General features: G+C 65.8%; 18 protein-coding genes. 12 read left to right on the top strand and 6 right to left on the bottom strand.

Translation table 11 applies throughout. The features are described 5' to 3' along the window. Positions 1-313: 313 nt before the first annotated feature. Genes ehuB through ehuA form a run of 4 tightly spaced genes read left to right on the top strand, consistent with a single transcriptional unit; the run spans position 314 to position 3,386 of the window. A complete protein-coding gene (gene ehuB, locus PV768_RS18810; RefSeq protein ID WP_421093847.1) occupies positions 314-1,207 on the top strand; it encodes an ectoine/hydroxyectoine ABC transporter substrate-binding protein EhuB in 894 nt (297 codons plus the stop codon). Between the two features lie 28 nt (positions 1,208-1,235). Further along, complete coding sequence (ehuC, locus tag PV768_RS18805; protein WP_421093846.1) at positions 1,236-1,934, top strand: ectoine/hydroxyectoine ABC transporter permease subunit EhuC; 699 nt, start codon at positions 1,236-1,238, stop codon at positions 1,932-1,934. Next, complete coding sequence (ehuD, locus tag PV768_RS18800) at positions 1,931-2,587, top strand: ectoine/hydroxyectoine ABC transporter permease subunit EhuD (protein ID WP_311218565.1); 657 nt, start codon at positions 1,931-1,933, stop codon at positions 2,585-2,587. The genes ehuC and ehuD overlap by 4 nt, the downstream gene beginning before the upstream one ends. Further along, positions 2,571-3,386 (top strand): ectoine/hydroxyectoine ABC transporter ATP-binding protein EhuA, encoded by an 816-nt coding sequence (gene ehuA / locus PV768_RS18795; RefSeq protein ID WP_311218566.1) that lies wholly within the window; start codon positions 2,571-2,573, stop codon positions 3,384-3,386. The genes ehuD and ehuA overlap by 17 nt, the downstream gene beginning before the upstream one ends. Before the next feature lie 7 nt (positions 3,387-3,393). Here ehuA and PV768_RS18790 read toward each other — a convergent pair whose 3' ends face one another. Next, positions 3,394-3,846: a RidA family protein gene (locus tag PV768_RS18790; RefSeq protein ID WP_421093851.1), complete on the bottom strand. Its 453-nt coding sequence runs from the start codon at positions 3,844-3,846 to the stop codon at positions 3,394-3,396. 97 nt (positions 3,847-3,943) lie between these two features. On the opposite strand from PV768_RS18790, the gene PV768_RS18785 reads away from it, so the two are divergent. After that, the gene (locus PV768_RS18785) at positions 3,944-4,678 is read left to right on the top strand and encodes a maleate cis-trans isomerase family protein (RefSeq protein ID WP_421093845.1); all 735 of its coding nucleotides are present in this window, start codon (positions 3,944-3,946) and stop codon (positions 4,676-4,678) included. A 72-nt stretch (positions 4,679-4,750) separates the two neighbouring features. Here the strand turns inward: PV768_RS18785 and PV768_RS18780 are convergent, their stop codons facing one another. Further along, entirely contained in the window at positions 4,751-5,491 is a 741-nt protein-coding gene (locus PV768_RS18780) for a maleate cis-trans isomerase family protein (RefSeq protein ID WP_421093844.1), read from the bottom strand. A gap of 194 nt (positions 5,492-5,685) precedes the next feature. Here PV768_RS18780 and PV768_RS18775 point away from each other — a divergent pair, with 194 nt between their 5' ends. The 3 genes from PV768_RS18775 to PV768_RS18765 all read left to right on the top strand — a co-directional run bounded on the left by PV768_RS18775 (position 5,686) and on the right by PV768_RS18765 (position 8,500). Beyond that, positions 5,686-7,116, top strand: a complete 1,431-nt coding sequence (locus tag PV768_RS18775; RefSeq protein ID WP_421093843.1) for an amidase — start codon at positions 5,686-5,688, stop codon at positions 7,114-7,116. 8 nt (positions 7,117-7,124) lie between these two features. Then, complete coding sequence (locus PV768_RS18770) at positions 7,125-7,634, top strand: DUF3830 family protein (protein WP_311218571.1); 510 nt, start codon at positions 7,125-7,127, stop codon at positions 7,632-7,634. Positions 7,635-7,843: 209 nt separating this feature from the next. Next, entirely contained in the window at positions 7,844-8,500 is a 657-nt protein-coding gene (locus PV768_RS18765; RefSeq protein ID WP_421093842.1) for a GntR family transcriptional regulator, read from the top strand. A 107-nt stretch (positions 8,501-8,607) separates the two neighbouring features. Here the strand turns inward: PV768_RS18765 and PV768_RS18760 are convergent, their stop codons facing one another. The 4 genes from PV768_RS18760 to PV768_RS18745 all read right to left on the bottom strand — a co-directional run bounded on the left by PV768_RS18760 (position 8,608) and on the right by PV768_RS18745 (position 13,318). Continuing rightward, positions 8,608-9,822 carry a M20 family metallopeptidase gene (locus PV768_RS18760; RefSeq protein ID WP_421093841.1) on the bottom strand — a complete coding sequence of 405 codons (1,215 nt, stop codon included), beginning with the start codon at positions 9,820-9,822 and terminating at the stop codon, positions 8,608-8,610. Next, on the bottom strand, positions 9,819-11,063 hold the full coding sequence (locus PV768_RS18755; protein ID WP_421093840.1) for a PLP-dependent aminotransferase family protein: 1,245 nt from the start codon (positions 11,061-11,063) through the stop codon (positions 9,819-9,821). The genes PV768_RS18760 and PV768_RS18755 overlap by 4 nt, the downstream gene beginning before the upstream one ends. A gap of 3 nt (positions 11,064-11,066) precedes the next feature. Then, positions 11,067-12,248: a M24 family metallopeptidase gene (locus PV768_RS18750; protein ID WP_421093839.1), complete on the bottom strand. Its 1,182-nt coding sequence runs from the start codon at positions 12,246-12,248 to the stop codon at positions 11,067-11,069. A 101-nt stretch (positions 12,249-12,349) separates the two neighbouring features. After that, a complete protein-coding gene (locus tag PV768_RS18745) occupies positions 12,350-13,318 on the bottom strand; it encodes a D-2-hydroxyacid dehydrogenase (RefSeq protein WP_421093850.1) in 969 nt (322 codons plus the stop codon). A gap of 125 nt (positions 13,319-13,443) precedes the next feature. Here PV768_RS18745 and PV768_RS18740 point away from each other — a divergent pair, with 125 nt between their 5' ends. The 4 genes from PV768_RS18740 (at position 13,444) to PV768_RS18725 (ending at position 20,927) form a co-directional block, all read left to right on the top strand. Beyond that, the gene (locus PV768_RS18740; protein ID WP_421093838.1) at positions 13,444-14,721 is read left to right on the top strand and encodes an aspartate aminotransferase family protein; all 1,278 of its coding nucleotides are present in this window, start codon (positions 13,444-13,446) and stop codon (positions 14,719-14,721) included. Positions 14,722-14,729: 8 nt separating this feature from the next. Further along, entirely contained in the window at positions 14,730-17,843 is a 3,114-nt protein-coding gene (locus tag PV768_RS18735; RefSeq protein WP_421093837.1) for an FAD-binding and (Fe-S)-binding domain-containing protein, read from the top strand. Between the two features lie 41 nt (positions 17,844-17,884). Continuing rightward, on the top strand, positions 17,885-19,378 hold the full coding sequence (locus PV768_RS18730) for an NAD-dependent succinate-semialdehyde dehydrogenase (RefSeq protein ID WP_421093836.1): 1,494 nt from the start codon (positions 17,885-17,887) through the stop codon (positions 19,376-19,378). A 67-nt stretch (positions 19,379-19,445) separates the two neighbouring features. Continuing rightward, positions 19,446-20,927, top strand: coding sequence for an MFS transporter (locus PV768_RS18725; protein WP_421093835.1), 1,482 nt, complete (start codon positions 19,446-19,448; stop codon positions 20,925-20,927). The last annotated feature ends 47 nt before the right edge of the window (positions 20,928-20,974 follow it).

Genomic DNA, 20,974 nt, shown 5'->3' with positions numbered 1-20,974 from the left:
GGTGTGGCCGTTGCTGCGGAACTCGTGGACTCCGGCGGCGGTGATGGCCACCCGGAACTCGTTGTTCTTGATTTCTTCGGGGACGCCGATGATCATCGTGGGCTCCATCTGTGGGTTTTGTGTCGGGAGGCTCCAGGCCTTCCTCGACGTGGCCGGGCGCTCCCAGGCAAGTCATCTTCGAATCGCCGGTAACGCACAATTTACATTCGGATTGTTGACAATAGTACACCGGGCTCTTAGGTTTTATGTAACACGCGTCACAGCGTGTGATCCTGCTGACTATCCCCGGCGCGGACCGGGCGAAGGAGTAATTATGACGGGCAACATTTCGCGGCGGAACCTCCTGCGGGGTGCAGGCGTGGCGGCACTCGGGGTTTCGGTGGCCGGATGGGCGACGGGCTGTTCCACTGTGGCGCCAGGCGGTCCTGCCTCCGGCGCTGCCAGCAACCTGCTGGAACAGGCAAAGGCCCAGGGGTTCCTGCGCGTGGGCATCGCCAACGAGCCCCCGTACACCCAGGTTGGCGCCGACGGGACAGTCACCGGCTGCGAGCCGGACGTTCTCCGTGCAGTCTGCAAGAGGCTGGGCATCGGGGAGGTCCAGGGCATTATCACGCCCTACGAATCCATGATTCCGGGGCTCAACGCCAACCGCTGGGACGTGATCGCTGCGGGCCTGTTCATGAAGGAGTCGCGGTGCGCGCAGGTGCTCTACTCGGAACCGGTGATCGTCTCTACAGAGTCCTTCGCCACACCAAAGGGCAATCCAAAGGGGATTACGTCCGTCGCGGCCATCCTTTCCGATCCCTCGCTACGAATCGCTGTTCTTCCGGGCGGTTTCGAGGAAGGCGTGCTCAAAACGTCCAACGTGCCGGCTTCCCAGCAGGTGAAGATCAATGACGGACGCAGCGGGCTTGAAGCGCTCAAGGCGAACCGGGCAGATGCTTTCATGCTGCCTACGCTCTCCCTTAAGGCTCTTGCAAAAGACGATGCAAGCTTTGACATCAGCAAGCCGGTAGACGACGCTCCGCGCACCGGTTCCGGTGCTGCCTTCCGCCAGTCCGACGCTGCCTTCCACGAGGCGTATAACAAGGAGCTCGCAGCGTTCAAGAAAACGCCGGAGTTCGCCGAAATCCTCACCAAGTGGGGCTTTGACGCGTCCGTGGTGGAAGGCGTAACCGCCCAGGACCTATGCAAGACCGCGGGCTGATGCCCCTGCCGGCAGAGGGGAGGCTGGGATGTCCGCAGTAATCGAGTACGCGCCGCTGCTGTGGCAGGGGCTCCTGACCACCATCCTGGTGGCGGTGCTCAGCGGGGCGTTATGCCTGGTGGTCGCGTTTGCCGCCGGCCTGGCACGACTATCCAGCCACCGGATCATCAGCTGGCCGGCAGGAGTGTTCATTGAAGTATTCCGAGGAACGTCGCTGCTGGTGCAGATGTTCTGGCTGTTCTTCGCACTGCCGTTCTTTGGAATCCAGCTCCACCCGCTCACCGCTGCGGTCCTGGCGCTCGGGCTGAACGAAGGCGCGTACGCCGCAGAAGTTGTACGCGGCGCCATCGCCAGCCGGGCCAAAGGCCAGACCGAAGCGTGCATCGCGCTGGGCATGGAACCCGCACTGAGGCTCAGGCGCATCATCATTCCGCAGTCGATCCCCGCCATGCTGCCGCCTTTCGGAAACGTCATGGTGGACCTGCTGAAGAACACCTCACTCGTCTCCCTCGTCACGGTGGCGGACCTGACCTTCAGGGCACAGATGATCCGTAGCAGCACAGGGCAGACGACGGCGATTTTCATCACCATCCTGGTGATGTACTTCGTCCTCTCCTACCTGCTGACGCTGCTCACCAGCTGGCTGGAACGGCGCTACGCGCTTGACCGGAAGGCACTCGCCGCCCAGCGCAAGGAAAGCCAACTCATGAAGGTAGGTGCAGCATGATCTGGGACAACAACTTTGCCGTGTCCGTCATTCCGCTGCTCCTTGAGGGCCTCTGGGTCACGGTCAGGATCACCCTGTTGGGCACCCTGCTGGCTGCCCTTTTGGGTCTGTTCTTTGCGATTCTTCGGCGGCTCGCCATCCCGGTGCTGTCGCCCGTCGTGTCCTTCTTCGTGGTGTTCGTCCGGGGAACCCCGCTGCTCGTCCAGGCCTACTGCGCATTCTTTGTCCTGCCGGCGTACGGTATCAGTTTTGACGCCTTCACCACCGGCGTAGTGGTTATAGGGGTGAACTACAGCGCCTACATGGCAGAGGTGTACCGCAGCGGCATCCAGGGTGTGCCCAAGGGCCAGTGGGAGGCAGCAACGGCGCTGAGCCTCCCCGGGTCCCGCACCTGGAGCAGGATCATCCTCCCGCAGGCAATACGCACCGTAGTCCCGATGCTCGGCAACTACCTCATCCAGATGTTCAAGGACTCAGCAGTACTGTCAGCCATCACTGTGGTGGAACTCATGGCAACGGCACAGGCGATCGGAAGCTCCAGCTTCCGCTACCTGGAACCGCTGACCCTGGCAGCGCTGTTGTTCCTGGCCATCAGTTACCCCGCCTCACGGCTCGTCAACAGATTGGAGCGGCGCTATGCGCCCCAGCACTGAACCCCAACCCCTGACCACTCCCGTGGGCCTTGCCTCCGATCCGATCATCAGGTTCCAGAACGTCAGCAAGAACTGGGGATCAAACCAGGTCCTGAAGTCGCTGAACTTCGAAGTGGCGCCGGGGGAGAAGGTCTCCATCATCGGCCCTTCCGGATCGGGCAAGACCACGATCCTGCGTATCCTTATGACGCTGGAGACGCCCAGTGAAGGGCTCGTGAAGGTCGACGGCGACGTGCTGTGGGATGTCACGGCCGGCCAAAAGGTGCGCGAGACCAAGCAGATGCGGGAAACCCGGCGCAAGATCGGCATGGTGTTCCAGCAGTTCAACCTGTTTCCGCACATGACCGCCATGGAGAACGTCATCGAGGCGCCCATCCACGTGCTGGGCATGAACAAGGCGGAGGCGAAGGAACGCGCCGCGGAGCTGCTGAACCTGGTGGGCCTCGGGAAGCACATGAACCACACGCCGCCGCAGATGTCCGGCGGGCAGCAGCAGCGCGTGGCCATCGCCCGGGCGCTGGCTATGCGGCCCAGAGTGCTGTTGTTCGACGAGCCCACCTCGGCGCTTGACCCGGAATTGATCGGTGAGGTGCTGAATGTGATCCGGAACCTTGCGCACACCACGGACATGACCATGCTCATGGTGACGCACGAGATGCGGTTCGCGGAGGAGATCTCGGACCGGGTGGTGATGTTCGACAACGGGGCTGCCGTGGAAAGTGGACCGCCGGCCCAGATCTTCAAGGACCCGCAGCAGGAACGGACCCGGACCTTCCTCCGGGCCGTCCTGCAGCACTGACGGTCCGCTACACCTCTACAATCATCGCAATTTCAACGGGTGCCAGTCCGGGCAGTTCGGCAACGCCGACAGCTGCCCGGGCATGGCGCCCCTTGTCGCCGAAGGCCTGTTCCAGGATCAGCGAGGCGCCGTTGATCACGGCCGGCTGGTCACCGAAGCCTTCGGCCGAAGCTACGTAACCGGTCAGGCTGACTACGGACACGATCCGGTCCAGCGAGCCCAGGTGCTGCTTCAGGGCTGCCAGGCAGTTAAGCACCGCCGTGGCGCTTGCTTCCTGGCCCTGCTCGATGGTGAGCTCGCGACCCAGCTTGCCGCTGATGGTGAGGACGCCATCGCGGGTGGGCGTCTGGCCCGCCGTGAATACGAGGTTTCCCACCTGGCGGACCGGAACGTAGTTGGCCACCGGAACGGGTGGGGACGGCAATTCGAGGTCGACGCCGTCGGCCGGGATTTTCGACATGTTCAAGATGCTCCTTTGCACGGGTTAGCCGGGTCACTACGGACCCTAGGCAAACGGCAATGGATTGTCAACAATCTACTAATTTTAGGGAGAGCTAATGCAGCCCATTGAACCCACGTTCGCTGGCCCGGAGGTGCAGGCCGGCATAGGCGTGGTATGCCCGTTCGACATGGCGCTGGACCGCGAGCTGTGGCGGTGGATGCCGTCGGACGTCTCGCTGTTCTTCACCCGGACGCCGTTCTTTGATGAGCCCGTCAGCCTGGAGATGGCAGAGGATGTGAGCGACGACGCCGACATCCTCGCTGCGGTGAAGAACCTTAGCGCCGTGCGCCCCGCGGTCATGGCCTACGCCTGCACGTCCGGCAGCTTCGTCAACGGTTTATCCGGAGCCCGCCATATTTCGAAGGTGATGGCGGCCGCCGCCGACGCGCATGGTGTCAGCACCTCCGAGGCGCTGCTGGAGGCGCTGGAGTATCTGGGCGTCTCCAGGGTTGTGGTCATTACGCCGTACGTGGCGGACCTGACCGTTCGGCTGGGGGATTTCCTGGAGGAGGCCGGCCATTCGGTGGCAGCGCAAGCCGGGCTCGGGCTGGACGGGGGCATCTGGCAGGTTCCCTACCAGGCCACTTGCGACTTGATCCGCGGGGCCGACGTTCCGGAGGCGGACGTGGTCTTCATCAGCTGCACCAACTTGCCCACGTACGACATCATCGCGCCGCTGGAACGGGAACTGGGCAAGCCGGTCCTCTCGGCCAACCAGGTGACAGCGTGGGCGTCGCTGCGCCGCCTGGGCAAGGCGGCGGTAGGTCCGGGGCAGCGCCTGCTGGCATAGCCGGGACAAAAGAAATCCCGGCCGGGGCTGTTCGTGTGACAGCCCGCGGCCGGGATTTCTTGTCGTGTCGGGCTATGCTCCGACGCCGACCGGTGCCGTCTTCTTGAACAGCGTGCCCAGAGCGTCGCACGGGCGCAGGGCGCCGGCAAGCTGCAGGCCTTGCCAGACGGTTACCTGGTTCGCGGTGAGGACGGGTTTGCCGAGCGCCGCTTCGAGTTCGTTGATCCAGCGGGCGCTGTGCAGCGCCGTGTCCGGGATCAGGATCGCCTGCGCCTCGTCGCTGTCGTTGCTCCGGGCAAGGGCAAGGACGCCTTCGCGGTCAAGCTCGCCGGCAAGTGCGGCAGTGGGGATGTCGTGGCTGACCAGCTGCGTGACGTTGATGCCGCCACGGTTCAGCAGCGCCACGAAGTGCCGGGAGACGTCCTCCGGGTAGGTGGCGGCGACGGCCACCTTGGTCAGATCCAGCGCCTTGCAGGCGGCAACGAAGGCCAGGGACGTGGAGGAGGCGGGCACCTCAAGGGCTTCCTGGACCTCCCGGGCCTGCTGATGTGCGCCCTCCCAGCCGAAGACGAAGCTGCCGGATGTGCAGGCCCACATAACGGCGTCTGGCAGGGCGGCGCGCAAGGCATCCGCGCCTTCCAGAAGCCTTTCACTCTTGCCGAGGTCGAGCAGGGCCTGGACTTCGTGCGCGTCGACGCCTACGGAGGTGTGGACCAGGGGAAGGTGGATTCCCTCGCCCAGGAGTTTCTCCATGAAGGGGTAGTCGTCCTCGGCGCCGAAGCCCGGGTACAGCATGCCAATGGTGACGGCCATAGATTCTCCTTTGAAGTGACCGTGGGAACCGCTCCCGCGGATTGTGCACAATCTTACAATCATCAGAACGCAAAAGATAGGAAAGTAGGATTGTTGACAATAGTGGTGAGCGCAACATAACCTGACCGCAGTGTTACCGGCGTCACAGCCGGTGGCGGAGACCGCAGGTTGTACCGGACAAGGAGCTTCACAGCGTGATTGATTCACTGGAATGGGCCACTGCCACGCAGCTGGTTGACGCGTACGGATCGGGGGAGGTCTCCCCGGTGGAGGCTGCGGAGGCGGCCCTGAACGCCATCGAACAGCACGACGGCGGCATCAACGCCTTCTGCCTGGTGGAGGCGGAGTCAGCCCTTGCGGCGGCGCGTGAATCGGAGCAGCGCTGGCGCCGGAACGAGCCGCTGGGCCTGGCCGACGGTGTACCCACCTCCATCAAGGACCTCATGCTTACCAAGGGGTGGCCGACGTTGCGCGGGTCCCGCCTGACCTCCCCTGATGGAGACTGGAACGAGGACGCACCCGCCGTGGCCAGGCTGCGCGAAAACGGTGCTGTGTTGATCGGCAAGGTCACCAGCCCCGAGTTTGGCTGGAAGGGCGTGACCGACAGCCCGCGCTGCGGGATCACCCGCAACCCGTGGGACGTTTCGCGCACGGCCGGCGGCTCCAGCGGGGGCAGCGCAGCCGCCGTGGCGCAGGGCATGGGCCCGTGGTCCGTAGGGACCGACGGCGGCGGCTCCATCCGCATCCCCGCCGGCTTTACCGGCGTTGTGGGTTTCAAACCCACGTACGGGACCGTGCCGCTGTACCCGGCCAGCCCTTTCGGCACCCTCGCCCACGCCGGCCCCATCACCCGCACCGTTGAGGATGCGGCGCTGATGCTCGATATCCTCTCCCGCCCGGACGCTCGCGACTGGTCCGCAGGTCCCGCGCCGACGCGCTCCTTCCTGTCCACCATCGACGAAGGGGTCCGGGGTCGGAAAATCGCTTTCAGCCCGGATCTCGGCTACGGAAAAAATGATCCCGACGTCGACAAGGCAGTCCGCGGGGCAGTCCAGGTCCTGCGGGACCTGGGGGCCGAGGTGGAGGAAATCGACCTTGGCTGGCAGGACCCGGTGGACGCCTACCACGTGCTCTGGTTCAGCGGCGCGGCCAAAGTGGTGGAAGGCTACGGCCCCGGTGCCGCGGAACAGCTTGATCCGCTGCTGGCGGCGGCACTGGAACGGCACTCCGGCTTCAGCGCCGGGGACTTCCTGGACGCCACGGCGGTCCGCATGAAACTGGGCCGGGAGATGGGGCTTCTCCACGAGCGCTTCGACCTTCTGGTGACACCCACGCTGCCTATTCCGGCCTTCGAAGCCGGCCGTGACGTCCCGGCCGGATCGTCCTCGCAGGACTGGACATCCTGGACGCCCTATACGTACCCCTTCAACCTGACCCAGCAGCCGGGCATTAGTGTCCCGTGCGGCTTCACCGGCGAAGGCCTTCCGGTCGGGCTGCAGATCGTGGGTCCCCGGCATGGCGACGCTGGAGTGCTCTCGGCGGCCGCCGCATACCAGGGCGCCGTCGACTGGCAGCACGCCCGCCCCAATTCCACCCCGGCAATGTCCACCCCCATCCTGAAGTAAGGCAGAAAATGGCCAGGTACATCAACATCACCCTTGAAAAGCGCGGAGTCACCTGCAAGGCGCTCCTGCACGACGACGCAGCGCCCCGTACGGCCAACGCCGTCTGGGACGCACTTCCCCTCAGCGGGCAGGTCTTCCATGGAAAGTACGCCCGTAACGAGATCTACAACCTGGTTCCGGCGTTTGCTCCGGCTGAACCCGGCGCGGAGAACACCACCGTGACCCCCATCCCGGGCGACGTCTGCTATTTCACGTTTACGTCCAACGATCTCAAGACGCCGTCACACGGCTATGAAGCCGACTCGACGGATTCGGTGCAGACCATCGTCGACCTTGCCGTCTTCTACGGCCGGAACAACCTGCTGCTGAACGGCGACACCGGCTGGGTGCCCGGCAACGTGTTCGCCACCATCGTGGAAGGCCTGGATGAAATGGCGGCCGCCTGCCAGGACATCTGGATGGGCGGCGCCCGGGACGAAACCCTGACCTATTCACGGGCCGTGGACACTGCGCCCTGATCCAGACGAGTCGGGGCCGCCTTGCCGGCGGCCCCGACTTCTTTTTACATAATCCATGGATGGTCAGCTTACTGGCAGTAGGATTGTAGACAGTTTTTGATCCGACCATCCCGGCCGGATATGAAAGACAACCGGTCCGCTGCGGGCTCCGAGGCCGCAGCCGGACCCCTGACGGATAGTTGGTACCGATGCAAAGATTTGAGCCCCTGGTGCGCGAGTCCACGCCAGCAATCATTGCCGGTAAGTTGCGCACGGCAATCGGGCTGGGCCATATTCCGCCGGGCTCCCAGCTGGGGGAGGCGGAACTGGCCAAGGAGCTCGGCGTCAGCCGGGGACCGCTCCGTGAGGCGATGCAGCGGCTCACGCAGGAAGGCCTGCTGATCAGCATCCGCAACCGCGGCCTGTTCGTGATCACCATGACCGATGAAGAGGTCCGCGACATGTATGTGGCGCGCACCGCCGTCGAACGCGCCGCCTCCGAACTGATCCTACAGAAGGGCGGCAAAGGTGTCGCCGCGCAGCTCATACCGATCGTCAAAGCCATGCAGAGAGCCGCTGACAAAGGCGACCTGGACGCGATGTCCGAAGCCGATATGGAATACCATGCCACGCTGGTGGCGGCGGCCGATAGCACCCGGCTGACCCGCATGCACAACACTCTGCTGACCGAGACCCGAATGTGCCTTACGGCGCTGGAGAAAAAGTATCCCGACCCGCATGCCCGGGTGGCCGAACACCAGGCCATCGCCGAGGCCTTGGGGGACGGGGACCAGGAGCGCGTGGGCAAGCTTTTGATCAGCCACATGGAAGACGCGTTGGAACGCCTGACCGGCGGCAGCGGCGATGCCGAGGTTGCGACCGCCTGACCAGGGGCCCGCGCCATCGCGCCACCGCGGAAATGTCACCGCTCAAAAGAAGGGGGCCGGCTGCACAATGTGCATCCGGCCCCCCTTGCGCGTTAATTGATGGTCTGTCAGCTCCCGCCGTGCCGTAGGCAAAGCAGCGCATAGGCGCGGGCGGCGGCGACAATCTCGGCAATGCTGACGGATTCGTTGACCTGGTGGGCTTGGTCGTTCAGCCCGCCGGGGCCCATCACAATGGCCGGCACACCGAGGTCGCGGACCACGAAGCCGCCGTCGCAGGCAGCAGTCCAGCCGCGGATGGCGCTGTCCACACCGGCGTCCGCCAAGGCGGCCACGGAATTCGACACCAGCGGGTGGTCCTCGGGGGTGCGGAAACCGGGCATCTCCATGGTGACCCCGGCCGAGACCGAGATGCCGTCCGTGTCGATGCCTGCCTCGCGGACCTGTGCCAGGAGACGGTCCAGGATCTGCTGCGCGTCGTCGTCGGGCATGAGCCGGCGGTCGAGTGAGACGGTACATTCCGCGGCCACCATGGAGGTACCTGTGCCGCCCTGGATGAGGCCGATGTTCCATGTGCCCGCGCCCAATAGCGGGTCCTGGTTCTCCTGGAGCAGGGCGTGGTCCTTGCGGACCAGTTCCAGGATCCTGGCGGCGGCATCGATGGCGTTCCGGCCGTCGGCGGGCCGGCCGGAGTGGGCTGACTTGCCGGTGACTTTCAGCTCGATGTAGCTGTCACCCCGGCAGCCGATCACGGTCTCCAGGTCGGTGGGCTCCGCCACCACGCACGCCGAATAACTGAAGGCCGGATCGGCTGCGGCGGAGGCGGTGTAGGCGCGGATGCCGATGCCAAGGTCCTCCTCATCCACGGTGCAGGCCAGTGCAGCGTTGAACGGCAGTTCGATACCGGCGGCCTTGAGCGCCTTGAGGGCGATGAGCACGGCGGCCAGGCCGCCTTTCATGTCTGTGGAGCCGCGGCCGAACAGCCGGCCGTCCCGTATGTAGGGTTCAAACGGGGGACGCTCCCAGCCGGTCCCGGCCGGAACAACATCCGAATGGCCCAGGAACAGCATGCCTGGCATGCTGCCGCCGGGCAGGACGGCCGTGAAGTTCGGCCGTCCCTCCGCGACGGTTTCGGTGGCAACGTCCAGGCCTGCGGCCCGGCTGAACTCCGTCAGGACCTGCACGGTGGCTTCCTCGGTCCCGCCGGGGTTCTCGCCGCCGGCGGCCACGAGCGCGGTGGTGAGCGCCACCAGGTCCGCTTCGCTGATTAGGCCCAGGACCCTGTCCTCAAGGAGCTGCAGATCCTGCTGGACGGCGGCACTCACGCGCCTGCTCCGGCCTTAAGCGCTGCAAGCTCACGGTCCATGGCCCGGCCAAGCCGGATAATTCCTTCTTCGGCCCGCTCCGGAGTGGTGGATGCGAAGCAGAGACGGACGGCGTCGTCGAACTTTCCGCTGGCGGAGAGCGCGGGCCCGGGGATGAACGCCACCCCTTCTGCCAGTGCGGTTTCGAAGAGCTTCCGGGTGGAGATCCCTGCATCCTCGCCCTGCAGGGTGAGCCAGAGGAAGAAGCCGCCTTCCGGGTCGGTGGTGGTGACCCGGTCGCCGAGGTGGCGGCGGAGGCTTTCCTGCATTGCGTCCTTGCGGCGCTTGTACTCCGTGCGCAGGCCGGCCAGGTGGTTGTCCAGGCCGCCGCGGCGGATGTATTCGGCCACGATGTGCTGGTTGGGGACGTTGGTGCAGGTGTCCATTGCCTGCTTGGCGTTGATGACCAGCTGGCGGAGCGCCGGATCGGTGTCAACCCAGCCCACGCGCAGGCCCGGAGCCAGGATCTTAGAGAACGTGCGGACAGAGAAAAGCAGCGGATCGCCCGGGCTCAGAGCCTGGAAGGACGGCAGGTCCTCGCCCTGGAACCGGAGGAGACCGTAGGGGTCGTCGTCGATAATCACGGCGTTCCACTCGTGGGCCAGTTCCAAAAGCTGGTGGCGCCGGGCCAGTGACAGGGTGACGCCGGACGGGTTTTGGAAGTTGGGGATGGTGTAGATGGCCTTGGGCGTGCGTCCGGCGGCGGCCACCAGCTCCGGGAGGGCCTCGACGATGAGGCCGTTTTCGTCCATGGGCGCTTCGAGCAGTTCGGCGCCGTAGCTCAGGGCGGTGGCGCTGCCGTTTGTGTACGTGGGGCTTTCAACAATCACCAGGTCGCCGGGGTTGATGAAGGTCTTGCAGGCCAGATCCAGGCCCTGCATGCCGCCGGCGGTGATGGTGACGCGCTCCTCCGTGGTGGGATCCGTGGTCCCGGCAAGGTAGTCCACCAGCGCCTTCAGGAGCACGGGCTCGCCCTCGGTGGCGCCGTAGGTCATGGAGCTGTGGTCGATGACCTTGTCTGCGATGTCGCGGAATTCGTCCAGCGGCACGGCTTCGTCCGCGGGGGAGCCCATGGCGAAGCGGACAATGTCGTGGGTCTGGGCGGCCAGCAGGGACGTGCTGGAGTCGATTACCGAGCCCACCAGATTGGCGGCGCGGTCAGCCAGCGGCAATGCCTGGGCGCGGGTAGCGATGTGGTTCACGGCCTAGCCGCCTTTCTGGATGAGTTCGCGGGGGAAGCTGGTGAAGGTTTCCACCCCGTCGGCGGTGACGCGGATGGATTCGGAGAGTTCGTAGCCGTAGTTGTCCATCCACATGCCTCCGATGACGTGGAAGGTCATGTTCTCCTCGAGGATAGATTCCTCCTCGGAGCGGATGGAGATGGTGCGCTCGCCCCAGTCCGGCGGGTAGCCGACGCCGATCGAGTAACCGATGCGGGACGGTTTTTCCAGGCCGTATTTGGCCAGTGTCCAGTTCCAGGCGCGGGCAAGTTCCCGTACGGGAACGCCCGGCTGGACCTCGGTGAGCACGGCATTCAGACCGTCCGCGACGGCGTCTGCCAGCTTGGCGAGCCGCTCCGGCTTCTTGCCGAGCGTCAGGGTGCGCGCCAGGGGCGTGTGGTACCGCTGGTGGGCGCCGGCGAGTTCGATCACCACAGCCTGGCCGGCCTCGAAGCGGTCTTCGCTCCAGGTCAGGTGCGGGGTGTCGGCAGCTTCGCCGGTGGGCAGCATGGGCACGATGGCGGGGTAGTCGCCGCCGATGCCGTTGGCGCCCCGGATCTGGGCCTGGCTGATCGCCGCGGCCGCATCGCATTGGCGGACGCCGACGTCGATCGTTTCCACAGCAGCCTGCATCGCCGCCATGCAGACCTGCGCGGCGCCGCGCATCAGCTGGATCTCGGCGGGGGACTTGACGGAGCGTACCCAGTTGACCAGCTCGAAACTGTCCACCAGGGTCCATTCGGGGAGGGCGTTGACCAGCGAACGGTATGCCTTGGGGGAGAAGAAGTGCGAGTCCATCTCCAGGCCCACGCAGCCTTTGGCGGCGGGGGCAATGAGGTGGCGCTCGCGCAATGCAAAAGCCACCCAATCGAAGGGGTGGACATGCGGGCGGTGGACGTACTGCTCGGGGTATCCTACGATGCATTCCTCGGGCAGCCAGGTGGTCCGGGTGGCGCCGCCGGCATCCATGGCCCGGCTGAACAACAGCATGGGGCCTTCAGCCGGCACAAAGACCAGTTGCGGGGTATAGAAGGACCAGGCGTTGTAGCCGGTCAGGTAGTAAATGTTGGCAGGATCGGTGACCAGCAGGGCTGACAGCCCCTGCCTGGCCATGCGCAAGCGGACGCCGGCGAGCCTGGCATCATATTCCTCTTGGCTGAACAGCAAAGAGACACCTCCGATAGTTAGTAGATTGTTTACAATTTATGTCATGTGTCATGGCTCACACAAACCGGCGCCCAGCGCTGCGGGCAGGGGTGTGTGCAGGACTAGCGGCGGCTGACGTAGCCGCGTTGCTTGTCCACCACGTTGTTGAGCTGCCCGCCGCTGGTCCAGCGCTCGAGATTCTCCTGGAACTGGCGCGCCAGTGCGTCCCGCCAGCCGACGACGTCGCCGCACATGTGGGCGGACATGTGGACGTTGTCCATGGCCCAGAAGGGGTGTGCGGCAGGAACCGGCTCCTCGGTGAAGACGTCCAGGGATGCGGCAGCAATCAGGCCCTCCTGGAGGGCCTCGATCAGTGCCGGTTCGTCCACCAGGGCGCCGCGGCCCACATTGATGAGGTGCGCGGACGGTTTCATGGCGGAGAGGACCTTGCGGTCCATCATGTTCCTGGTCTGGTCGGTCAGGGGCGCAATGAGCACCACGTGGTCCGCCCAGCCCGCATGCGCTGCCAGGTCTCCGCTGGCGAGGACGGTGCCGAAGTCCGGGTCGTCGTCGCGGGCGCCGCGGCCCACGCCGCGGACGTCAATCCCCACCGCGCGCAGGAGCCGGGCCGTGGCCCGGCCGATGCCGCCGGTGCCCACTACCAGTGCGCGGGAACCCTCGGTGCGGGTCACCTCCCGGTGCTGCCACGTGGACTGCTGCTGCAGCGCCTTGCTGCGGTGCAGTTGCTTGTCGTGCGCCAGGATGGACGCCAGGACGAATTCTGCGATCGGCTGGTCAAAGGTGCCGTGGGCGTTGGTCACAACCACGTCCGAGGAGCGCAGTTCCTCGAACATCATCGCGTCCACTCCGGCCGCCGCCACGTGCACCCATTTAAGGGCGTCGGCGTGCGGCCAGGCTTCGCTCAGTGCCGATGAGAAGAAGTCCCAGAGGAATAGAATGTCGGCGCCTCGTGATGCTTCCGCGAGTCCGGCTGCGTCCGTGAGGATCACGTCGGCCATCTGTTTAATATCGGTCAGGTTGTAGGGACGGGGCTGCCCTTCGGCGACCAGGATCACAACCCGGGGCTTCATTGCCTCGGACGCTCCTGCCGGGGCCGGTAAGGGCTGGCTTTGGATATCAGTGTTACTCACGCCACAACCCTACGCGATATTAGGATTGTTGACAATAAACAGATGTGACCTGCATCATGGGTGGCATGACTTCCCTCAGCCCCGCACTCAAGCAAGCAACCCCCGTCGTCGTGGACCACGCCCTTGGCAGCTGGATCCACGGGACGGACGGCAAAGACTACCTGGACTTCACCACCGGCATCGGAGTGACCAGCACCGGCCACTGCCACCCGAGGGTGGTGGCCGCAGCGCGCGAACAGGTGGGCAAGATCATCCACGCCCAATACACCACCGTGATGCACAAGCCGCTGCTGGAACTGACCGAAAAGCTCGGTGAGGTCCTCCCCTCCGGCCTGGACTCCGTCTTCTACGCCAACTCCGGCTCGGAAGCTGTGGAAGCTGCCATCCGGCTAGCCCGCATGGCCACCGCCCGCCCCAACATCGTGGTGTTCCAGGGTGGCTTCCACGGCCGCACTGTCGCCGCAGCATCCCTCACCACCGCCGGCACCAAATTCTCCGCCGGGTTCTCCCCGCTGATGGCCGGCGTCCACATGTCCGCGTTCCCCTACGCGTACCGCTACGGCTGGGACGAAGCGCTCGCAGTCGAGTTCGCCCTGCAGGAACTGGACTACCTGCTGCAGACCCGCACCGCCCCCAATGACACCGCCGCTTTCCTGATCGAACCGGCCCTAGGCGACGGCGGCTACCTGCCCACCCCGCCCGCCTTCATGGAGGGCTTGCGTGAGCGTGCCGACAAGTACGGCATCCAGCTGATCTTCGACGAGGTCCAGGCTGGCGTGGGCCGCACCGGAAAGTTCTGGGGCCACCAGTACTCGAACGCCACCCCGGACATCATCATCACTGCCAAGGGCATCGCCTCCGGTTTCCCGATTTCCGCCATTGCCGCCTCCACCGAGACCATGTCCAAGGCCTGGCCCGGTTCCCAGGGCGGCACCTACGGCGGAAACGCAGTTTCCGCTGCGGCCGGCGTCGCGACCCTCGAAGTGGTCAAGGAAGAAGGCCTGGTGGAGAACTCCCGCATCCGCGGCGAGCAGCTCCAAGCCGGCCTCAAGGAAATCCAGCAGCGGTTCCCGGTTATCGGCGACGTCCGCGGCCGCGGCCTCATGCAGGGCATCGAATTCACCGGCGAAGACGGCAAGCCGGACGCGGCCACGGCCGCAGCAATCCAACAGGCCACCACGGACCAGGGGCTGCTGACCCTGACCTGCGGCCCGGCCGGCAACGTGGTCCGCCTCATCCCGGCACTGGTAGTCACCGCCGAGGAGATCGCCACCGGCCTGGAGCGCTTCGAAGCCGCCGTCGGTGCCGTGGTTGGCGCTGTCCCCGCCACCGCCGGAGCCTGAGCCGCGCGATGACTGTTTCCTCCCTGCCCGCCGCTCGGGCCGACGTCGTATCCGCTGCCGCGCCTGACGCGGAGCAGCAGCGGATCCTGCGGCGGTTGTCCGCGGCCGGAATCGACGCGGATACTTCGCCGCGGCGGCTGGCTGAGTATTCCTATGACGCCTCCAATTACCGTGTGGCGCCGCTCGCCGTCGTGTTCCCCCGGTCCACCGAGGACGTGGTGGGAACGCTGGCGGCGTGCCGGGAGACAGGCACCCCGCTGATCAGCCGCGGCGGGGGTACATCCATGGCCGGCAACGCGATCGGACCCGGTGTGGTGCTGGACTTTTCGCGCCACATGAACCGGATCCATGGCATCGACGAGGCCGCCGGGACCGTCGCGGTGGATCCCGGGGTAGTCCTGGCAGTGCTGTCCCGCGAGGTGGAGCGGGCCACAGGCAACCGCTACACGTTCGCCCCGGACCCTTCGTCCAAAAACCGGGCCACCATTGGGGGTTCGCTCGGGAACGACGCATGCGGGAACCACTCCGTGCGCTACGGCCGCATGTCGGACCACGTGCTGGAGCTCGATGTCGTCACCTCCGACGGGGCCCGGCTCACCGCCACAGCGGATGGCCTGCGCGCCACCGACCCCGCGGACAAGGCCGGTGCTGCACGCGCGGCCTCGCTCACAGGTTCGCTCAAGGAACTGGCGCACATCAACCTGGCCGAGTTCCGGGTTGAGCTGGGCCGGATCCAGCGGCAGGTTTCGGGTTACCACCTGGATAACCTGCTACCGGAAAAGGGCTTCAACGTGGCGCGCGCCCTGGTGGGCTCGGAAGGAACCTGCGCCATCATCACCGGCGCGCGGATGAAGCTGGTCCCCAAGCCGGCCAGCGCTCTGCTGGTCTGCCTGGGGTACGCCGACGTCGTGGAGGCAGCGCGGGATATCACCACTATTCTGGAATTCTCGCCGGCCGCCGTCGAAGGCATCGACGAAGCCATCGTGGACACCATGCGTTTCCGGCGCGGCGCCGACTCGGTGCTCGGACTTCCGGAGGGTAAAGCCTGGCTCTATGTGGACCTCGACGGCGACGATCCCGCCCAGGTGCGTGCCGAGGCTGACCGCCTGCTGGCCCGACTCCGGAAAAACGGCCGCCTGGTGGCTGGCCGCCCGGTTCCGGACACCGTGGAGCGCGCCTCGCTGTGGCGGGTCCGCGAGGATGGCGCCGGTCTTTCCGCCCGTCTCGCCAGCGGTGGCGAGTCATGGCCCGGCTGGGAGGACTCGGCCGTAGCACCGGAAAACCTGGCCAGCTATCTTGCCGATTTCCGCGGGCTGCTGGACAGCTTCGGGCTGCAGGGGGTCATGTATGGGCACTTCGGCGCAGGGTGCATGCACATCCGCATCACCTACGATCTCCGTACGGAGGAAGGCCGCGAGGTGTTCCGCCGGTTCTCCGCGGAGGCGGCGAAACTGGTGGTCCGGCACGGCGGCTCCCTCTCCGGCGAGCACGGGGACGGCAGGGCCCGATCGCAGCTGCTTCCGCTGATGTACTCGGCTCGGATGTTGGCGGCGTTTTCAGACTTCCGCCAGCTGTGGGATCCCGTTTCGATCCTGAATCCCGGCTCCCTCACCGACCCTGACCCGCTGGATGAGAACCTGGCATTGGACGGCGTGCCGCAGCGGGAATGGCGCACCAGCTTTGACCTGCGGCCGCTGCACTCCGGCGGCGGTTCGGCCAGCGAAACGGATAACCCGTCCCACTCCGCCGGCAGCGGAATGGATCCGTGGGTGCATGCCGTCCAGGCGTGCATCGGCGTGGGCCGTTGCCGCACAGACGCCGGCGGCGTGATGTGCCCCAGCTACCGGGCCACCGGCGACGAAAAAGATTCCACCCGCGGCCGCTCCCGCGTGCTGCAGGACATGGTCCGGGGCGCCCGCACCGTGGACGAAGGCTGGAAGTCCGAAGAGGTACGGGAAGCGCTTGACCTGTGCTTGTCATGCAAGGCATGTTCCACCGACTGCCCCACGGGCGTCGATATGGCCACCTACAAGTCCGAGTTCTTCAACCACTACTACCAGGGCAAGCTGCGGCCGCTCTCGCACTTCTCGCTGGGCTGGCTGCCGCGATGGCTGAAGATCACCGGGCACATGGCACCGCTGGTCAATGCCGCCCTGGCCACGCCCCTGGGTAAGCTGGCCGCCGTGCTGGGCGGCCTCACCACACACCGTGACCTGCCCCGGTTCGCCGGCGACAGTGAATGGCGCAAAGAGGTCGCCGCGGCTGGCGTGGGAATGCCGGGCCGCAGGATCCCAGGGCAAAAGACCGGTGGGAAGTACGACGGCGGGACGCGCTCCCGCCGCGAGGTCATCCCGGGCGCTTCGGCCTCAGGCGTCGTGCTCTTCGTAGACACCTTCACCAAAGGATTCCGGCCCGAGGTGGCCGGTGCCTCCGCCCGGGTGCTGGCCGGCACGGGGGCTTCCACGGAATGCGCGGCAGATGCGTGTTGCGGGCTGACGTGGATCTCCACTGGCCAGCTGGACACTGCAAAGAAGCTGATGGCCAACGCTGCCGAAGTCCTGGACGACGGCACCGACCGTCCCATCGTGGTGGTAGAGCCCAGCTGCGCAGCCGCGCTGCGGAAGGACCTGCCCGAACTGGTACACACGGACCAGGCCCGGCGGGTGGCCGCGAGGGTCCGCAGCTTCGCCCAGCATGTTGGCGAGCTGGCTGCTGCAGGCTGGACTCCGGTTCCTGCAATGCCGCTTCCGGACCAGGTGGTGCTGCAGACGCACTGCCACGAATACTCGGTGTTCGGCGCCAGGACCCAGCGCGGCGCCCTGGCCTCCATTGGCGTCGCAGATGTGGTGGATGCCCCCGGCTGCTGCGGAGTGGCAGGCAACTTCGGGTTCGAAAAGGAGCACTACGAGGTGAGCATGAAGGTCGCCGAGCAGTCGTTGGCCCCGGCGCTGCGTGCCACAAGTACGGGATCCGTGGTCCTCACCGACGGGTTCTCCTGCGCAATGCAGGTGAAACAAATCGATCCCGAACGCCCCGGAAGGCACATTGCCCAGCTCCTGGACCCGGGAGAAACAGCCCTAGGAAAGACTGCCCAGACCACGCCTGACGCTGCCGCAGGCTGACCCACATTTTGCACCATCTCCAACGAAAAGGATTCTCGATCATGACAACCCAGACCACCCAGACCGCCGGCACCTCACAGCTGGCCCGGGACGCCATCGCCAAGGTCAGCACCGGCCTCTTCATCGACGGCGAGTGGACCGAAGCCGCCTCCGGCGCCCGCTTCGACGTAATTAACCCCGCAACCGAGGAGGTCATCGCCACCGTGGCCGACGGCGGCCCCGAAGACGCCCGCCGCGCCATCGAGACCGCAGGCCGCGTCCAGGCAGACTGGGCCAAGACCGCGCCCCGTGAGCGCAGCGAAATCCTCCGCCGCGCCTACGATCTCATCATGGCCCGCCAGGACGAACTGGCCCTCATCATGACCTCCGAGATGGGCAAGCCGTTCGCTGAAGCCAAGGGTGAAGTGGCCTACGCGGCCGAGTTTTTCCGCTGGTTCTCCGAGGAGGCCGTCCGGATCGGCGGCGACGTGACCACCACCGGCGACGGCAAGAACCGCATCCTGGTCTCCAAGCAGCCGGTCGGACCGTGCGTACTGGTCACGCCCTGGAACTTCCCGCTGGCCATGGGCACCCGCAAGATCGGCCCTGCCATCGCGGCGGGCTGCACCATGGTGTTCAAGCCGGCCAACCTCACCCCACTGTCCTCTCTGGCGCTGGTAGACATCCTCATCGAGGCAGGCCTGCCCAAGGGCGTCCTGAACGTGGTCTGCACCACCAAGGCTTCCGCCGTGGTTTCCCCGTGGATGGCCAGCGGTATTGCCCGCAAGGTCAGCTTCACCGGCTCCACCGACGTGGGCGTCCGGCTGCTAGAGCAGGCTGCCCAGCACGTCATGCGCTCCTCCATGGAGCTGGGCGGCAACGCGCCGTTCATCGTGTTTGAAGACGCGGACCTGGACCGTGCGGTTGACGGCGCCGTCGCAGCCAAGATGCGCAACATGGGCGAGGCGTGCACGGCTGCCAACCGCCTCTTTGTCCAGCGCCCCATCGCAGACGAATTCGCACGCCGCCTCGCTGCCCGCCTAAACGCACTCTCGGTGGGTGACGGTGCCGAGACCGGGACCGACGTCGGGCCCCTCGTTGAGGAAAAGGCGCTGACCAAAGTGCAGGAACTGGTGGACGACGCGGTGGCCAAAGGCGCCACCATTGTCTGCGGCGGCTCACGGCCTGACCGTCCGGGCTACTTCTATTCGCCCACAGTGCTGTCCGGCGTGAACCCGGAGTCGGACCTGATGAGCCAAGAGATCTTCGGCCCGGTGGCACCCGTGGTGCCGTTCGACACGGAAGAGGAGGTTACCCGGCTTGCCAACGACACTCCGTGGGGCCTCGTGGGGTATCTTTTCACCCAGGACGTGGACCGCGGTTTCCGGATGGGCGACGCCCTCGAAGTCGGCATGGTCGGGCTGAACACTGGAATTGTCTCCAACCCGGCGGCGCCGTTCGGCGGGATCAAAGCCTCAGGCCTGGGCCGCGAAGGCGGACGCGTAGGCATCGAGGAATTCCTCGAGACCAAGTACATGGCCGTACCCCGCGGCTGAAAAGCCTTGAAAGGGCTGCGCCAATGCCGGCGCAGCCCTATACAAGTCCAACAACAGGCGGCCCGCAATGACAACAACTTCACTGAAGGACGAACCAATGATGACCAGTCCCCAGCCCGTGCATGACAAGCATCCGGACCCACAGACCGCACCCGGCGCGGAGCCCTCCACCGAGGAGGGCAGGCGCTCGCTCCACCGTTCGATACTGGGGTCCGCCCTGGGCAACGCCGTCGAGTGGTTCGACTACGGTGTGTACGGCTACCTGACCATCTACATGGCCACAAACTTCTTCGGATCGAAGGAGGGGGACGGCGGTCTCGGCGTCACTCTCACCCTTGCCACCCTGGCGCTGTCCTTCCTGGTGCGGCCGCTCGGCGGCCTGATCCTCGGCCCGCTGGGTGACAAGGTTGGCCGGCAGAAGGTCATGGTGCTCACCGTGACCCTGATGACACTGGCCACCGGCGCCATCGGCCTGCTGCCCACCCTGGACACTGTCGGCCTGCTCGCCCCCATACTGCTGCTGGCCTGCCGCCTGGTGCAGGGCTTCTCAGCGGGCGGCGAATACGGCGGTGCTGCGGTCTATATGGCCGAGTCTGCACCCGACCGGCGACGCGGCTTCCTGGGATCGTTCCTCGAGTTCGGCACCACGGTAGGATTCATGCTGGCCGCAGTCGTCTGCACCATGCTGATCGCGGTTGTCGGAGACGGCGGCATGGAAGCGGGCTGGTGGCGCGCACCGTTCCTCCTGACCATCCCGCTTGGCCTCACGGCACTGTGGATCCGGACCCGGCTCGTGGAGGCGCCCGTCTTCTCCGAGGCCTCGCAACATAAGGAGACCACCAAGTCGCCGTTGCGGCACGTTCTGCGCAACAACTGGCGGCAGCTGCTGGTCCTAGCCGGCTTCGTGGTTCTGCTGAACGTGGCGTTCTACCTGATCTTGGGCTACATGCCGACGTACCTGAGCGGCCAACTGGGCCACAGCACCGCCCAAGGCAACTGGATGCTGGTAGTAATTATGGCCCTTATGCTGGTGGCCATTCCACCGGTGGGCGCGCTCTCCGACCGCGTCGGACGCAAGCCTCTTCTGCTCGTGGCCGCCGCCGGCTACACAGTCCTGTCCGTACCGTCAGTCATGCTGCTTGGCATGCAAAACCTCATGCTCCAGTTCCTCGGACTGGCCGTGCTAGGGCTGCTGCTGGTAATTCTTGTGGCCTCGGTGTCTTCAACCCTCCCGGCACTGTTCCCCACCGCCGTGCGCTACACCGGCTTCGCAATTGCCTACAACTTCTCCACGGCGTTCTTCGCAGGACCGTCGCAGACGGTGGCCAATCAGCTGATTGAAACCACCGGAAACCAGCTCGTGCCGGGCTGGTACATGGCGTTCGCCGGCGTGATCGGCCTGGTTAGTGTCCTGTGCATGCGGGAGACGGCGCAGGCGACCCTTCGTGGAGAGGAGCTTCCTGGCGCCCCGGAGTCCGTGGGCGTGCCCAGGCCCGGCTACGTGGAGCGGAACCGTCAGGATGCGGAGGCGCGACGGGCCATATTCTAACTACTGAACTGTGACGGCGGGCGCTCACCAGGCGGCCCGCCGTCGCC

The sequence above is a fragment of the Pseudarthrobacter sp. CC4 genome, assembly GCF_048957775.1.
Classification (GTDB): Bacteria; Actinomycetota; Actinomycetes; order Actinomycetales; family Micrococcaceae; genus Arthrobacter.
Note: the sequence above shows the minus strand (reverse complement) of the source record. Positions and strands in the feature narration are given on the sequence as shown.

What these genes read in the sequence shown, in the direction of transcription:
- ehuB (WP_421093847.1), top strand. Translation starts at nt 314, where the DNA reads ATGACGGGCAACATTTCGCGGCGGAACCTCCTGCGGGGTGCAGGCGTG.
- ehuC (WP_421093846.1), top strand. Translation starts at nt 1,236, where the DNA reads ATGTCCGCAGTAATCGAGTACGCGCCGCTGCTGTGGCAGGGGCTCCTG.
- ehuD (WP_311218565.1), top strand. Translation starts at nt 1,931, where the DNA reads ATGATCTGGGACAACAACTTTGCCGTGTCCGTCATTCCGCTGCTCCTT.
- ehuA (WP_311218566.1), top strand. Translation starts at nt 2,571, where the DNA reads ATGCGCCCCAGCACTGAACCCCAACCCCTGACCACTCCCGTGGGCCTT.
- PV768_RS18790 (WP_421093851.1), bottom strand. Translation starts at nt 3,846, where the DNA reads ATGTCGAAAATCCCGGCCGACGGCGTCGACCTCGAATTGCCGTCCCCA.
- PV768_RS18785 (WP_421093845.1), top strand. Translation starts at nt 3,944, where the DNA reads ATGCAGCCCATTGAACCCACGTTCGCTGGCCCGGAGGTGCAGGCCGGC.
- PV768_RS18780 (WP_421093844.1), bottom strand. Translation starts at nt 5,491, where the DNA reads ATGGCCGTCACCATTGGCATGCTGTACCCGGGCTTCGGCGCCGAGGAC.
- PV768_RS18770 (WP_311218571.1), top strand. Translation starts at nt 7,125, where the DNA reads ATGGCCAGGTACATCAACATCACCCTTGAAAAGCGCGGAGTCACCTGC.
- PV768_RS18745 (WP_421093850.1), bottom strand. Translation starts at nt 13,318, where the DNA reads ATGAAGCCCCGGGTTGTGATCCTGGTCGCCGAAGGGCAGCCCCGTCCC.
- PV768_RS18740 (WP_421093838.1), top strand. Translation starts at nt 13,444, where the DNA reads ATGACTTCCCTCAGCCCCGCACTCAAGCAAGCAACCCCCGTCGTCGTG.
- PV768_RS18735 (WP_421093837.1), top strand. Translation starts at nt 14,730, where the DNA reads ATGACTGTTTCCTCCCTGCCCGCCGCTCGGGCCGACGTCGTATCCGCT.
- PV768_RS18730 (WP_421093836.1), top strand. Translation starts at nt 17,885, where the DNA reads ATGACAACCCAGACCACCCAGACCGCCGGCACCTCACAGCTGGCCCGG.
- PV768_RS18725 (WP_421093835.1), top strand. Translation starts at nt 19,446, where the DNA reads ATGACAACAACTTCACTGAAGGACGAACCAATGATGACCAGTCCCCAG.